The organism is Isoptericola sp. 178, assembly GCF_030586525.1.
GTDB lineage: Bacteria > Actinomycetota > Actinomycetes > Actinomycetales > Cellulomonadaceae > Isoptericola > Isoptericola sediminis.
The window spans coordinates 18,587-33,956 of sequence record NZ_JAUQYN010000006.1 but is presented as its reverse complement, the minus strand read 5'-3'; the positions used below and the strand labels follow the sequence as shown (position 1 = coordinate 33,956).

General features: G+C 73.5%; 10 protein-coding genes. 1 reads left to right on the top strand and 9 read right to left on the bottom strand.

Annotation, left to right across the window (positions count from 1 at the left end; genetic code table 11):
• Positions 1-35: 35 nt before the first annotated feature.
• Together Q6349_RS15180 and Q6349_RS15175 are read right to left on the bottom strand one after the other, a co-directional pair.
• The gene (locus Q6349_RS15180; protein WP_304604820.1) at positions 36-485 is read right to left on the bottom strand and encodes a thioesterase family protein; all 450 of its coding nucleotides are present in this window, start codon (positions 483-485) and stop codon (positions 36-38) included.
• A complete protein-coding gene (locus tag Q6349_RS15175; RefSeq protein ID WP_304604819.1) occupies positions 485-6,235 on the bottom strand; it encodes a type I polyketide synthase in 5,751 nt (1,916 codons plus the stop codon). Before Q6349_RS15175 ends, Q6349_RS15180 begins: the two co-directional genes overlap by 1 nt.
• 238 nt (positions 6,236-6,473) lie before the next feature.
• Between Q6349_RS15175 and Q6349_RS15170 the strand changes: the two genes are divergently transcribed.
• On the top strand, positions 6,474-7,454 hold the full coding sequence (locus tag Q6349_RS15170) for a DUF1702 family protein (protein WP_304604818.1): 981 nt from the start codon (positions 6,474-6,476) through the stop codon (positions 7,452-7,454).
• On the opposite strand, the gene Q6349_RS15165 is transcribed toward Q6349_RS15170, so the two are convergent.
• The 7 genes from Q6349_RS15165 to Q6349_RS15135 are packed head-to-tail and all read right to left on the bottom strand — an operon-like array spanning position 7,443 to position 15,326.
• Entirely contained in the window at positions 7,443-7,952 is a 510-nt protein-coding gene (locus Q6349_RS15165; RefSeq protein ID WP_304604817.1) for a DUF2505 domain-containing protein, read from the bottom strand. The two genes, Q6349_RS15170 and Q6349_RS15165, sit on opposite strands and share 12 nt — an antisense overlap.
• Positions 7,953-7,961: 9 nt before the next feature.
• On the bottom strand, positions 7,962-9,584 hold the full coding sequence (locus tag Q6349_RS15160; protein ID WP_304604816.1) for a GMC oxidoreductase: 1,623 nt from the start codon (positions 9,582-9,584) through the stop codon (positions 7,962-7,964).
• Positions 9,581-10,180: a DUF5987 family protein gene (locus Q6349_RS15155; RefSeq protein ID WP_304604815.1), complete on the bottom strand. Its 600-nt coding sequence runs from the start codon at positions 10,178-10,180 to the stop codon at positions 9,581-9,583. Before Q6349_RS15155 ends, Q6349_RS15160 begins: the two co-directional genes overlap by 4 nt.
• Positions 10,177-11,451: a cytochrome P450 gene (locus Q6349_RS15150; RefSeq protein WP_304604814.1), complete on the bottom strand. Its 1,275-nt coding sequence runs from the start codon at positions 11,449-11,451 to the stop codon at positions 10,177-10,179. The genes Q6349_RS15155 and Q6349_RS15150 overlap by 4 nt, the downstream gene beginning before the upstream one ends.
• A complete protein-coding gene (locus tag Q6349_RS15145; protein WP_304604813.1) occupies positions 11,444-12,436 on the bottom strand; it encodes a DUF1702 family protein in 993 nt (330 codons plus the stop codon). Before Q6349_RS15145 ends, Q6349_RS15150 begins: the two co-directional genes overlap by 8 nt.
• Positions 12,433-13,464 (bottom strand): enediyne biosynthesis protein UnbU, encoded by a 1,032-nt coding sequence (locus tag Q6349_RS15140; RefSeq protein WP_304604812.1) that lies wholly within the window; start codon positions 13,462-13,464, stop codon positions 12,433-12,435. The genes Q6349_RS15145 and Q6349_RS15140 overlap by 4 nt, the downstream gene beginning before the upstream one ends.
• Positions 13,461-15,326, bottom strand: coding sequence for a VCBS repeat-containing protein (locus tag Q6349_RS15135; protein ID WP_304604811.1), 1,866 nt, complete (start codon positions 15,324-15,326; stop codon positions 13,461-13,463). Before Q6349_RS15135 ends, Q6349_RS15140 begins: the two co-directional genes overlap by 4 nt.
• Positions 15,327-15,370: the final 44 nt, after the last annotated feature.

Genomic DNA, 15,370 nt, shown 5'->3' with positions numbered 1-15,370 from the left:
CCCTCCGCAGCCGGACCGGGGTCACCGCGGGCATGTCAGACGACCTCGAGCGCCGGCTCGGCGCGGTACGGGGCGAGCGCGGCGACCAGGTCGTCCGGGACCCGGGTCGGCACCGTGTGCTGGTTCGGACCACGCATGCACACGATCTTCTGCCGCCCCTTGCCGACGAGCGTCTCGGTGTCCTCCTCGACCTTCACGTAGTCGAAGGCGAACTCCAACCGGCTCGGGCCGAGGTCCACGAGGCTCATCCGGACGCCGACCTGGTCGAACGCCGTCAGCTCGCTGAAGAACTCGCACTCGACCTTGAGCGTGAACAGCTTCAGGTCCTCCTGGACCTCGGCCAGGACCGTGGGAGCCTTGTCCCGCAGGAACATCTCCCGGCAGCGGCCCTGCCAACGCAGGTAGTTCACGTAGTAGACGTTCCCGACGAGGTTCGTCTCCTCGAACCCGACGACGTGGCGGATCTCGTAGTAGCGCGACGGCATCAATGACCTCCCAGCAGTGCGAACATCGTGCTCGTGCCGGTCTCACCGGTGGGCAGCACCCAGGTGATGACCCGGTAGGGGCCCGCGGCGATGACGACGGCGTCGTCGGTGGTGCTCGCCAGGGTCAGGCCGATCGACGCGTGGCCGACCTTGCGGACGCACTCGAGCGCACCCCACACGCGGGTCGCGGCCTCGTGCACGTCACCGCCGGCCGCGGCGGCGATCTCGCGGACCAGCGTCCATGCGTCGCCCAGCAGGTCCTGCCACACGTCGTCGGGCCGCTCCACGACCGCCTCCGTGTCGCAGGCCACGCTTCGCGGCGCGACGGCGGACATCGTGAACAGAGCGTGGTGGGCGGAGCACGCCTGGGTGGTGTCGTCGAGCAGGAGCCGGCCGTCGGCCTGCCGGCGGAGCGTGGCCCCTGGCCGGAGGCGCGCGATCGCCCGGTCCGTGGCCGCCCGGTCGTCGGCCCGTGAGGCCGACCCGGCGGGTGCATGGGGCTCGACGGCGACCTCCACGCCGCGTCCGAACAGCTCCTCGGCCTGGCGCTGCAGGTAGGGGCCCGTCATCGCCGGGCTCCAGCGCATCGTCCGTGCCGGACGTCTCGTGACGGCGCGCAGCCGCAGACCGGACCAGGTCTCCACCGGACCCGACAGGTCGTGACAGGCGAGTCGGTACGTGTAGGAGTCCCCGTCCTGGACGTCCTCGTAAGCCTCCATCAGCACCTCCGCGCTCGGATGCGTGGCCATGGCCGGCACCAGGAGGTCGACCCTCTCGGGGAGCAGCACGGCGTCCGGGACGCAGCACTGGATGGCGTGCATCATCGCGTCGCGGGCACCAGGTGCGGCCAGGATCAGCTCCTGCGGGTGGACGAGGGAGAACCACGGCTGGCCCGGCCCGGTGTCCAGGTCGGCCACGGCCCGACGGGCCAGCGCCGCGCGGTAGCCACGCACCGCCTGGAACCGCGGCCCCTGGAACATCAGGGACCCGTACAGGTCACGTCCGGGCTCCAGACCGACGGGCTCCAGACCCGCCGACGCGGGAGCATCGGCCTCCGGCACGTCCGGCGGCGGGGTGATGAGTGCGGTGAAGTGGTCGACGGCGAACGCGGTACCAGCCGTGCGGACCGCGACCCGGACGGAATCGCCCTCGACCAGCGCGGCGACACGGATCGTCTCGGGACGGTCGGGCGGGACGAGGACGGGCCGGTCGAACGAGAGGTCGGCGAAGGCGAGCCCGCCCCGCAGCTGCGGGCGCAGGGCCACCGCGGCCTGGGCCATCGCCTCCATCCCCATGACGCCGGGGAAGATCATCTCGCCGTCCAGGACATGGTCGGCGAGGTAGGGGTCCGTACCCGGGGACAGCTCGGCGTCGACCACGAGTTCCACCCCGGCGTAGTGCACCTGCGGCGTCTCCAGGAAGCGGAGCAGGGGCAGGTCACCGGGGGCGTGCCGCATCGTCGGGAACGTGCCGGTCCGGCCGGCGACGACGATGAGCGGCGGCAGGTCGCCGTCGTCGACGAGTGAGGTGACGAGCCCGACGCCCCACTCCGACGGGATCGGCTCGATGCCCCGTTGCCGCAGCGACTCCAGGACGCCGAGCCGTTCGCCCATCCCGGCTCCGGACCAGACGGACCACTCGACGGCGCGGACCCGGACCTGGGGGTTCTCCCGGCCGAACGCCAGCACCTCCTCGGTCAGCCAGTCGTTCGCGGTGGCGTAGTGGACCTCGCCCTCCAGACCGGCGCGTCCGATGATGCTGCCGAACGCGACCAGCAACCGTAGACGTGAGGCGTCGAGGCAGGCGAGCACGTTCCGCAACCCGTGCACCTTGGGCGCGACGGTCCGGTCGAGCTGCTCGCGCGTCAGGTCCCGTGCCCGCGCCGGTTCGTTGGTGCCGGCCCCGTGCAGCACCGCCGTGACGGTGCCGAGGGTCGCGGCCCCCTCGCGCACGGCTCGCGCGACCGCGGCGGCGTCGGTGACGTCCGCGGCCACGTAGACGCACCCCACGCCCGCGCTCCGTGCCTGGTCCAGGGTGGCCGACACTGCGGGGTCGGACATCGGCGCGCGGCCCAGGAGCAGCAGTCGGCAGCCCGATGCCTCGGCGATCCGGAGCGCGGACGCGGCGGTGATCCCCTTGCCGCCCCCGGTCACCAGCAGGACGTCGTCCGCCCCCAGGTAGGAGGCCGACGAGGCCTCGGAGGTCTCCAGCGCGGCCCACGCGTCGTGCCGACGGGCACCGCCGTCCGCGTAGGTGACCTCGGCGAAGCCGGCGGTGCGGTCCACGTCGGCGGCGATCGAGTCCGCGACCGCAGGAAGGGGGTCGGCCAGTTCGGCGGGAAGGCGCACGACCGTCACCCGCGGCGAGCTCCCCTCGAGAAACAGCGAGCGGGCCGCGGCCGCCGCTCCGTGGTCCCCACGCTGCAGGACCACGAGCGGCACGGTGCCGTGCTGGCGCAGCGCGCCGAGCAGCGCCTCGATCGCGTCCGCGCCGGCGTCGGGCCCCCGGCCCGTCGTGCTCACGAGCACACCCGGCTCGACGCCGGGCAGGCGGGCCAGACGGGCGAGGACGCGATCCGTCAGCTCGTCGTCCGCCCCGACGAGCGTCCAGCGTCGCTCCGGCCCCTGGGCCGGCGCCGGCAGCAGGTCCTCGGTCCGCGACGACCGGCCGAAGGCCCGGACCCACGGCCCGGCGCCGATGACCTTCGCCGGCACCTCGTCCCGGTCGGACATCTCGTCGATCATCGTCGCGATGTCCCCGAGAGTCGACGTCGCGAAGGACGGCACGCCGTGCAGCGGCCCACGCCCCAGGGAGCGCAGGACGTCGTTGGTGATCTGGCCGACGGTGATCGAGGACAGGTGCAGGTCGTCCAACGGGCTGGTGGCCGGACCGAGCACCGACACGGGCAGGTCGACCTTGTCGGCGACCACCGACAGCAGCACCTCCAGCGTGCTCGCCCCGGCCGCGGCCCCGGTGTCCCGCGATCCGGCAGCCTCGTCCTCGGAGGTCTCGGTCGGCACGAACCCCAGCCCGGGCGCGGCCTCGCAAGGGTTGGCAAGGAACGTCATCCGCTGGCCCGGCACCAACGGGCGGTACGCACGGCCCCGCACCAGCTCCTCGGTGCTGACCGACCGGCCGACCACGTGGGCAGCACCGACCGCGTCCAGGAAGGGCGCCAGCGACCGTGAGTCGGTGTCGATGCTCACCGTCGGCACGGTCGGCAGGTTGGCGGCGACGAGGCCACCGATCGTGCGTCCGGGCCCGACCTCGATCACGAGGTCGTGACCGCCCAGCAGCTTCGCGGCATCGCTGAAGCGGACAGGGTTCGTGATCTGCTCGACGAGGAACGCCGAGACGTCCTGGTCCTCGGGGAGCAGGGCGGCCGACGACGGCGAGACGACGTCCCGCTGCAGCGGCCCGAACGGGACGCCGCGCAGATGGTCGCGCAGGACGGCCGCCGCACGGGCGCACTGCGAGGTGTGGAAGGCGTGCTCGACGTCCAGCACGCTGACGTCCAGCCCGGCGATCGCGCTCGCGGCCACGACGGCCTCCACGTCCGTCCGGGGGCCGGCGACCACGGTCAGCTCGGGTGCGTTGTACCCCGAGACCTCCGCCGCGGTCCCGTCCAGCAGTGCACGGACACGGTCGGGTCCCGCACCGACCACCGCCATGGCGCCGGTGCGGGGGACCTCGTCGTACATGGCTCTCCCGCGCACGCGCGCCAGCTCGATGGCCCGCTCCTCGCTCAGCGCGCCGGACCAGGCGAGCGCCGTGATCTCGCCGAGGCTGTGGCCGATCGCGGCGTCCGCCTCGACGCCGAGGCGGGTGAGCGCCGCGAGCCCCTGCAGCGACCGGCGGACGACTCGTGGCTGGAGGCCTGCCGTCCCCGGACCGTCGTCGACCTGGCCGACGCGGTCGTGCACCGCGTCGAACCGGCGCACCGGGGCGCCGGGGTGCCCGTGCCCGGCACCCTGGCCCGGGAACGCGAAGGCGATCCGTCCCGGTGCGGCCCCGCGCCCGAACCAGATCCCCTCGCCGACCCGGACGAGCCGCCCGGTGGGCACCTGCGTGCCGGTCAGCAGGTCCGCGACGCGCTCGAGCCGCGCCACGGCGTCACCGGGGTCGCGCGCCACGACCGCGACCCGGTGCTCTCCGTCCGTCAGCGTCCGCTGCAGGTGGACGGCGAGGTCCGTCAGCTCGCACGTCGCGGCGCGCTCCAGCGTGCCGGCGGCCTCCCGGACCTCCGCGGCGAGCGACTCGACGTCCGCCGCGGCGAACAGGAGCAGCTCGGCGTCCTGACGGCCGAGGACCGTGTCGGTCACCTCCGGTGCCACCGACGCCCGGGTCGGTGGCGCGGCGTCGGCGCTCTCGAGCGCGATGTGGGTGTTGATCCCGCCGAACCCCATCGCCGACACCCCTGCCCTCACGGGGACGCCGGAGCGGTAGACCCCGGCGTCGGTCGGGACGTGGATCGCGTGCGCGGTCTCGCTCAGCAGGGGGTGCGGGTCCACGTGCCCGCTCGCCGGAGGCACCACCTGGTGGTGCACGGACAACGCCGCCTTGATGAGGCCGGCCACTCCCGCCGCCGCCTTCGTGTGGCCGATGTTCGCCTTGACGGAGCCCAGCGCCGCGGGCCACGGGTCGTCGATCCCCTCGCGGGTGGAGGCGAGCGCGGCGATCTCGGTCGCGTCGCCCACGGCGGTCCCGGTGCCGTGCCCCTCGAAGTACGAGACGGTCGACGGGTGGTATCCGGCCCGAGCGTAGGCGTGGGCGAGCGCGCGGCGGTGCCCGCTCTCCTCCGGCCGCGTGATGCCTCCCTTGCCGTCGGAGGACATCCCCCAGCCAGCGATGCACGCGAGGACCTGCCTGCCCTGCGCACGGGCGTCGTCCTCGCGCATCAGCACGACCATGCCGCACCCCTCGCCCGGCCAGAAGCCGTTGGAGCCGCGGTCGTAGACCACCATCTCACCGGTCGCCAGTGCGCCCGTCTTGCTGAAGCCGACCAGCTCGAAGGGGTCGATGGAGAGGTCGACACCGCCGGCCAGGACCACGTCGGCGTCACCGGACCGCAGGGCGTTCGCGGCGTTGATGACGGACAGCAGCGACGAGGAGCAGGCGCCGTCGACCGTGTAGCCGCCGCCGCCCAGGTCGAAGAAGTTGCAGATCCGGCCGGCGATCGTGTTGGCCAGCCCGCCGGCGAGCATGTCCTCGTTGGCTTCCGGGAAAGGTGCCTTGTAGACGCCCTCGAGATCCCGGACGAACCCGTCGATCTCGGCGTTCTCCCACCCGCGCTCCGCGAGCTGGGCGGAGATCGTCCGGCGGACGTAGGGCCACCGCAGGCGCATCACGTTGGCACGCGAGAACTCGCCGGTGAGCGTGTTGCCGAGGACGACGGAGGTCGTCGCGAGCGGTAGTCCCTCGCCGTCCTCGAACCCGGCGGCGCGCAAGGCGTCCGTCGCGACGTCCAGCGCGAGCCAGTGGGTCATGTCCGTCGACGTCACGGTGCGCGCCGAGATCATTTTCGCGACCCGGTCGAAGGTGTAGTCGCGCAGGACGGCGGCCCGACTCGCGTAGAACTTGTCCGGCGCCGCCGGGTCGGGGTCCCAGTAGTCGGCCAGGCTGGTCCGCTCCTCCGGCATGGTCCGGAACGCCCGCCGGCCGGCCAGGACGTTGGTCCACAGCTCGTCCGGGGTCGCGGCGTCCGGGTACCGCAGACCGACTCCCACGATGGCGATGCGCTCGGACGTCACTGGACTCGCTCCATCCTCCGGGTGGCGGCCCGGCAACCACGACGACAATGCGTTCGAGACCTCAGGATCCCGCCGTGGCACCGTGCGGAGTTCTCCCTGGTTGCCTCCCGCCCCGGCGGGCGACGGCGGCCTGCGCCGGCACCTCCTGACGTGCGCCGGGACGCCCGCACCGTGGACCGGTGCGCCGCGGGTGCCTAGGGTCGCGACCAGCACGTCCACCGACCCGGGGAGACCTCCGATGCCCGTGACGTTCACCCGCATGCTCCGCTGGGCGGTCGCGCCCGCGGTCACCAGCGTGACCGGTGCCCACCTGGGGTTCCCGGCGGCGGAGCTGCCGGCGCGGGCCGCGCTCGACCGGATCCCCCAGGCCGTGGTCGTCGGGTTCGAGTCGGCCCTCGAGTCGCCCGGCACGGCAGCGATCGCCGCCCGCGTGGAGCTGATGGACGAGCACCTGCGCGGGTTCGGGTACGAGGGAGCCGTGATGGCCACGACGATCCTCGACGCGGCCACCGGGGGTTCGCGGACCCGGGCGCTCGTCGAGGGGCCGGCCCGGCCGCACGGGCTGCTGGCGTACATCGGCGTCGGGTTCGCGCTGGCCCGGCTCCCTCGACGGCTGTGGAGCCGCGCCCTGCCCGAGCTCGACCTCGGCGCGTACCACCCGACGCTGTCGTGGCTCGCTGTGGACGGCTACGGGTTCGACCTCGCCTACTTCGACCGGCACCGGTGGGTCGGTACGCGTGCCCGTCCACGCCCGTGGCCGTTCCAGGGTGCACCCACGTACTTCGCCCGAGCGGTCGACCAGGGCATGGGACGCGCCGTGTGGTTCATCGACGGGGCACGTCCGGAGCACGTCGCCGCGACGGTGGGCAGCTTCGACCCGGCACGGCGCGGGGACGTGTGGTCCGGGGTGGGGTTGGCCGCCACCTTCGCGGGGCCGTCGACCGGCGAGGACGTGGCCGCCCTGGCCGTCCTGGCCGGCGAGCACGCACCCGACGTCCGGCTCGGCGCAGTGCTGGCGGCCCGTGCACGGTGCGACGCGGGTTCGGTTCCGGCGCACACGGAGGCCGCGACGCACGCTCTTGCCGGGCTGTCCCCCGCGCAGGCGTCGGAGGTGTTCGACGCCTGCGCGGTCCTGGACGACGACGGCCCGACCCCCGCTTACGAACGCTGGCGACTCGCCATCAAGCAGGAGCTCGTCCGAATCCGCTCAACGGTCTGACGGGACGGCGCCGCTGCGGGACAGCTCCTCGAGCAGGGCCGCCTCGACCTCCATGGTCTCGCGGACCAGGGTGGCCGAGGCCTCCTCGATCCGACCGCGGAACAACGGCACCGTCGACGACAGCGTGCCCTCGAAGGTGAGCCGAGCCCCCCTCCCCTCCGGGACGACCCCGACCGCTCCACGGAACCTGACCGGAGCACCGTCGACGTCGATCTCGAAGGCGCCCCGACGGCTGCCGCCCTCCGGCGGGTCCCACCGCTCGGTCTCGGCGACGACCATGACCGGCCGCACGAGGGCCTTGACGAACTCGGGCAGCCCCACCGTCGGAAGGTGGCGCTCGGTCCGTACCGTGACGCCGTCCGGACGTCGGTCCACGGTCATCGCGAAGTCACGGGCGGCGAGGCGGGTGGCCTTCTCCGCCTGAAAGGCCTCGTCGCACAGGTGCGCGACGACGCTCTCGACAGGGAGCGGCACCGGCTGGCTGAAGGTGAACTGCATGGCTTCTCCTCACACGGGGACGGGACGGGGGGTGGGCAGCTCGGCCTGGTAGTCGACGTCCGCGCCGCGCCGCCTGAGACGTTCGACGACGAAGGGGACCGCCCGCTCCGCGAGAGCGGCGATCGTGTTGGAGGGGTTGACCGTCAGGGCGGTCGGCACGGCGGAACCGTCTGTCACGAAGATCCCCTCGTGGCCACGCAGCTCATGCGTGTGGTCGAGGGCGCTGGTCTCCGGGTCGGACCCGATCCGGCACGATCCGAGGGGGTGCACGGTGTACGCCCCGACGAGGTCGTTCGTCCAGGGGTCGACGGTACCGAAGCCGGGCCCCTCGACGAGATCCTTGATGGTCTCGTCGGCACGCCGCCAGGCAGCCACGGTCGACGGGCGGGGCCGGTAGCGCAGGGTTCCTCGTCCCAGCAGCTGCTGCGAGAGCCGCACCGCGTTCCCGGTCGGCGGGGGTGGCCCGAACTCGCCCTCGTTGTCGTCCTCCACCAGCGAGAACAGCATCAACCAGTTGCGCCACCTGCTCAGCAGCTCCTTCTTCTCGGGCCCGAACCAGCCCGGCAGCCCGTCCGCCGTGCGGGCCTGGGCGAGGATCGTCCCAAGGCCCGGCGGGAAGTAGAGCTGCTCGACGGCGAACCGTTCGTGCTCGGGCAGGCTCCCGTCGAGCCGGTCCCAGGTCGCCACCACCGGGCCGCGGCCCACCTGGAACGCGCCGTAGGGACGCTCGCCGGCGGTCGCACCCGGTGGCAGGATCTCCCGGACGGCGTCCTCGTCGATGACGGCGACGTTGATCCGCTCGCCGTTGCCCGAGAAGTACCTGCCGACCGCGTCGGGCATCGCCCCCAGCTGCGGCTCGGACCGCTGGAGGATGACAGGCGTGGCGGCGGCCCCGGCCGCCAGGACAACCACCCGTGCCCGGACCTTCCCGGTCCCGGTCGTGAGGCGGTAGTCGACCGGGTCGACGTGGGCGTAGGAGACGACGTACCCGCCGTCCGCCGAGCGCTCCACCGTCTGGACCTCGTGCAACGCGCGGATCTGCGCCCCGTGCTGCTCGGCCGCGGGGATGTAGTTCGTCAGCAGCGACCGCTTGGCGTCCTCGACGCAGCCGGACATCATCCAGTTGCAGCTCGTGCAGCGGCTGGTGTCGACCGCCGACGGCAACGGGTTCGCTGTCAGGCCGCCGTGGTCGCAGATCGCGGCCCACAGCCCGCCGGGCTTGCTGACCTCGTCCCAGCCGTGCGTCCGGATCGGCAGTGCCTCCGCGACCCGGTCGTACCACGGGTCGAGGCTCTGCCGGTCCACCTCCGCGGGCCACAGCCGCTGTCCCTGCGGACCGGTGCGGTCGAAGACGAAACGCGGCGCCCGCGGCATCGCGGCGAAGTACACGACGCTGCCGCCGCCGACGCAGTTGCCGCCGAGCACGCTCATGCCGTCACCGGCCGTGAAGTCGAAGATCCGGGTCGACGACGAGCCGAACCGCAGCGACTGGTCGAACTCGTCCGCGGACAGACGCGGCCCCCGTTCGAGGACGAGGACGCGGGCGCCCCCTCGGGCCAGGTGGAACGCGGGGATCGAGCCCCCGAACCCGCTGCCGACCACGACGGCGTCGAACTCTTCGATGTCGCTCACGTGAGGCTCCCTGTCCTGGGGTCGGTCGCGGGGTGGAGACGGGCCATGGGGACCGTGTAGGTGGGGTCGCTCGCGCGCCAGCGCCCACCGGACGGCGGGGCGAACCCCATCGCCGTCAGTCCCGGCGCCCCCGAGAGCACGGCCTCGGCCGTCTCGCGGTGCGGCGCGCTGTCGTAGGCCATGGTGGCGAACAGCGCCAGGAGGAACCACAGCTCGTGCGCGGGCTCCTCGGCGCCGGTGAGCAGCGCGAGCAGACGCCGGCGGTCCTGGTAGGAGAGGTCGGCGAACCGGTCGACGTCGACGAGGCCCTCCGCACGCGCCCAGGACGCCGCACGCTCGTCGAGCATCTCCGCCATCTCCCCGACACCGTCCTCGATCCCGGTCGCCGGGTCCGTGAGGACCTCGAGCGCACCGGCCTCGACGGCACCGGGCGTATCGCTCACCCCGGCGATCGCGACGTCGTCGTCGTGCCGACGGCGCCCCGGGACCACCGTGTCGGCGCAGGCCTCCAGGGCGGTCGTCTGCTGAGCGGTGAGCCGGGGCCGCGCCCCGCGCGGGGCGACTCGTGGCCGGCTGATCGGGTCGGTGGGACTCATGCGTGGCTCCTTGCCGGGGGTCGGTACTGCTCCGAGGTGGCGCGGGACCGGACCTCCACGACCGCTCCACCGGCCGGCGCCTGGGACATGCGCGCGAGCGGTCGTGGGGGTGCGGCGTCGGCGGGACGCAGCCGGACCGCCCGGGCCACGACCGCGAGCCAGACGGCACCCTCCATGCCAGCCAGCGAGACGCCCGGGCACGACCGGGGACCGGCACCGAAGGCGAAACCGCTCGGGGCCCCCTGACCGCGGGCGACGCGACCCGGTTCGAAGGACCGGTCCGCAGAGGTCGCCCCCGGGAGCAGCAGCACCTCGTCGCCGGCGCGGAGGCGCACCCCCGCGACGGTGTCCGCGGCGACGGCCCGGCGACTGATCAGCCAGACCGGGGGACGCAGCCGCAGCGTGTCCTGGAACACCGCGGACGCCCAGGTCAGCGCCGCCAGGTCGTCGACGGTCACGGTCGTCGCGTCCGCGAGGCGCTCCCCCTCGGCCGCGACGCGGTCCTGCAGCTCGCCGTCGTGGGCGAGGAAGCCCGCCGCCCAGCCCAGGGTGCTGGCGGTCGTCTCGTAGCCGGCCAGGAACAGCGACATCATGCCGTCGTCGCCGGACCATGCGTCCGGGCGCGCCGAACCCTCCAACGACGTCCGGGCCTCGGTACGGAGCGCGGCGAGCGCCCCCGCGACGGCGGCCGCCCGGCGTGGCCGCAGCCAGATCGGCACCGCTCCCTGGGTGACGGCGCGGAAGATCGCCTCGTCCTGGACCACGTCGAACGCCTCGTGCACCCGCCGCCCGTCAGGCGGCGCGAACCCGAAGGTGCGCGCCAGGCACGTCAAGGTGTACGACGCGAGGTGGACCGTCAGGTCGACGCGGTGCCATGCCGTGGAGTGCAGCCGGTCGGCAGCCTCGTGGGCGGCCCGGACGACGTGACCGAGCTGGTGCTGCACGGCGCGGGCACGCAGGTACGGCCGGGCGGCGGCACGCTGCTCCCGCCAGGTGTCCCCCTCGGCCGTGAGCAGTCCGTCACCGATCATCTCGCGGGCGTGCAGCTGCCCCATGCCCTTGACGTACCTGTCCGCCCGGTCGACGAGCACGTGCTTGACCGTCGCCGTGTCACGGGCGACGAGAACCCGTCCGGTCGGCAGCGTCATCACGCACCCGTGCGGGTGCGCGCCCGCGAGCCGGGTGAGGTGCTCGACCCGGTCGCCCCGGGTGAGCGCCAGGAGGGTCCTGGCCGTCTCGACGGGCCCGAGGGAGCGCGCGCGCTCAGTCATCGCCCAGCTCGTCCGCCACGGCCGCCCGCCACTCCTCGTAGGCGTGCCAGTTGCCCGGCCCGCCGGCCGGGATGCGGGGGCGCAGTGCGTCGACGACGGACACGACGTCGTCCCAGGGGCGCTCGCAGATGACCTCGGCCGCTGTCCGGGTGTGGGGCACCGTCGTGGCCGACCGGGCGCGGGCCTCCACCGCGAAGGCACACCCCTGGCGGACCCAGCGCCGGTGGTCCCCGGCGGCGGCCAGCACCGCCCGCATCCCCTCCGGGCCCCGCCCGCCGGCGTAGGTCATCGCCAGTCCCACGCCCGCCCACAACGACGCGCGCTGGTCCGTGGGGAAGTCCTGCACGTGCCCGGCGAGACGCCCGGCGGACCCTCCGGCGACGAACCACAGACCGCGCCCGATCCCCTGGGCCAGGTGCTGCGTCGCCGCCTCGGGGCCCCCGGGCCAGCTGTCCCGGGGGAACCGAGTGGACCGCGTGCCCAGCACCGCGCCGGTGCGGAAGAACACCTCGTGGAAGGCGTACCCGTCGAGGACCAGCGGGACGACCGACCGGTCGAGGCGCGCGAGATCCGGCCACCACGGCCGCGGCAGACGGGCCAGGGCCCATCCGACGCCCACGTGCGCCAGGTAGGTGTGCTCGTCCGCCCGCCGGAGCAGCTCGTCGAGCACGCCGCGGTTCCACGGCTCGAGCCGGGAGCGGAGGGTGCAGGCCATCGCCGCGCCCTCCAGGGCGAACCCGCGCCGCCCGGCGGACACGCGGCCGACCTCCTCGAGGACGGCGGCGGCCGTCGACCGGTGGCAGGCGACGGCGAAACCGTCCAGGAACGCGTTGCCGACCGGCTCCACGATGCTGTTGCCCTCGGTCCAGGGATGGAAACCGCGTCGCCGCGGGTCCACCTGGCTCCGGGACGGCGTCATCACCCGCGCCCGGGCGGCGCGCCACGGCGCGGAGGCCCGCCGCAGCACCGCCGCCGGCGCCTTCACGTCGCCGCCCCGGCCGGGGCGCCGACGCGTTCGCGCTCGCTCTGGCGGGACCGGCGACGCTCGGCCGTCCACAGCACCACTCCGCGCAGCGCGCAGGTGATGACGAGCCCGAAGAAGATGGCGTAGGCGACACCCAGGGCGATGAGGACCCCGTACACCGCGGCGGTCGTGAGGCCGAACACCACCTGGCGGCGCGGCGAGAACGGGGTGGTCCCGGGGTCGGTGATCATGTAGTTGGTGAACAGCACGAACGCGACACCCGTCATCATGCCGAGAGCGGACCAGACGTTGTCGCCGAGGAAGACGTCGCGGACGACGGCCTGGGCGACGTACCCGCCGACCCACGCCGCGATGAGCGGCATCCGCCGCGTCAGCTTGGCGTTCAGCAGCGTGCCGGCGACCAGGATGACCGCCGGGATCAGCCAGTCGAAGAACGTGTCCGTCCGGTTGAGGAACATGTAGGGCGGGACGAACCCGACCGCCGGCATCAGCAGGAGGGTGACGCAGATGCCGAAGTTCGACGGGTTGAGGTAGTGCCGCAGGCGCCCGCCGGACCGGAGGCGGAAGAGGTACTTGGACCCGACGGCGACGACGACGGCGAACAGGTAGATGCTCAGGGACTGCCCGTAGATCAGCATGGCGCAGGCGAGCGCCGCGATGTGAGCCGGCAGCAGGAAGTAGAACATCTCCTGCGGGCCGCCGGCGTACCCCGGCCGGACGCCGCGCGCCCAGGAGTCGACGAGCTCCAGGCCGAGGCTGCACGCGTAGGCCACGAGCACCGCGGCGATCGGGACGATCGGCGCCTGCTCGAACCCGAGGAGGAGGTGTCCCACGACGTTGAGCACCGTGATCGACACGGCGAACCGCAGGAGCGCCGCCTTGCGGGGGTCCCGGCCGGGGGCGGGGGCGGGAGCGGGCGGAACCTCGCGGACGGCGTCCGTACGGGGCGGGGCAGGTGTCGGGCGGGCGTCCGCGGGCGCCTCCGGCGCAGCCGGCCCGGGCTTCATCGGTGCGGTGGTCTCGGTCATCGGTCGATCCTCAGCTCTTGGGCCCCCTCGATGAGGGCGAAGGTCGTGGAGTGCTGGCCGTCCGCGTCGACCCAGCGGACGGTCGCGGTGGCGTCCGCCAAGGCGTCGGCGGGCAGGGCGAAGTGCAGCTGCGACCCCGAGACGCCGGAGTGGCCGTTGGCCGGGTAGAGCTGCGAGGTGCGCGAGTAGCCGGGACCCTCGACCGTCACGACGGCTCCGATCACCGGTGTCGGCCCGTGCTCACCCTGGCGGGTGACCGCCAGGGTGACGCTGGGGTTCTCCGGCGTGCTGGTGTTGAGGTGCACCTGCGAGCGCGCCCACTGGTTCGCGACGAGGACGTCCTGGAGCCCGTCGCCGTCGACGTCGGCCACGGAGAACCCCCGGCTCGGCGTGCTCTCGTCGAACGGCACGCGCGACCCGGCGTCCACGAACTGGTCCCCGACGGGGATCCAGAGCCGGTTGGGCTCGTCCCCGGAGATGTCGCCGTCCTGACCGATGCGCATCCACGACGTCGGCGAGGACAGGATCTGGTCGTTGCCCATGGCCATCTCCTGCAACCGTGGCCACAGCTCCTCGGTGCCCGCGATCATGCCCGTGGCCTGCACGAAACCTTCGCGCCCTGAGTTGATCGGGTCGATCGGCTTGATGTCCCAGGACCAGCCGCTCACGGCGAGGTTGACCTCCGCCGCACGGTCCTCGAACGGGAAGCTGCCCTCCAGCAGCTCCTCGCCCCGGCCGGTGGGGTAGAAGGCGAAGTTCCCCTCCTGCAGCCCCCAGGTCGTCGTGATGTTGCTGACGTGGATGCTGGGCAGGTCGGCGCCCGGGGCGTAGGAGTAGGCGACCCCCATGCCCTTGAAGGAGTCGTGGCCCATCACCTTGGAGCGCGCCGTGGTGAGGTCACGGTCGCCGCGGACCTCGGTGAGGCGCACGTCGCCGGGTTCCGAGGTGTTGACCAGGAGCTGGTCCGGGCCGAAGTCGTTGGCGACGTAGAGGTCGGGCAGCCCGTTGCCGGTGAGGTCCTGGGGCCCGAGCGCCAGGGTCCACGAGTCGGCGGACTCCTCGGGCCACCTCTCGGAGACGTCCGTGAACCGCAGGCGGCCGTCGGCCTCCGTGCCACCGCCCAGGTACAGGCGGTTCACCCCGGCGTTGTGGGCGTCCCCCATGGAGTGCTGCATCTGCATGCGAGGGTCGTCGTCGGCCGTCTCGTCCAGCACCCGGCTCCCGTCCGGGAAGTAGTTGCCGACGGCGATGTCCAGCAGCCCGTCACCGTCGATGTCGGCGATGTTGAGCGCGGTCGAGTTCCAGACCTGCATGGGTTCGACGAGCTCGGCCGCGGTGAACCAGTCGGCCGACGGCGTGCCCGTGCCGGGACCGGTGTTGCGGAAGATGACCGGCGAGCGGCCCCAGTAGTAGGCCACGACGTCCTGGCGCCCGTCCTGGTCGATGTCGGTCGGGACGCACCCGATGGGCGCCATCGTTCGGTCGTACCGCAGGCCGTCGGGGTGCAGCTCGAACGGCTCGAAGTCCGGTCCACCGCTGCCCGGCACGGGGAATACCCGGAGCCGGTCGTCGCGCGGATCGGTCAGGCAGGCGTCGCCGGGCCTGCCGAGCCCGCGCAGGTCCATCGACCCGACCGACGCCCCGACGGCCGAGATCCACGGCCGGATGTGCTCGAGGTCGGGGGCGACGGGACGCTGCTGCTGGTTCCCGTCGGAGTCGGGCAGGTCGTGGGTCGCGAAGGAGATGCGCTCCACCGCGCGTTCCGCGGCCTCGGCGGGCGGGCCGGGCTGCCACGGCAGCCAGGCGAGACCGGCGAGGGCCAGGGCCGCGACGGGTGCGGCCAGCAGCTTCAAGGACGACACGGGATCTCCTTCGGGGCGTAGCGGTTCCGTACGGTGGATCCGTG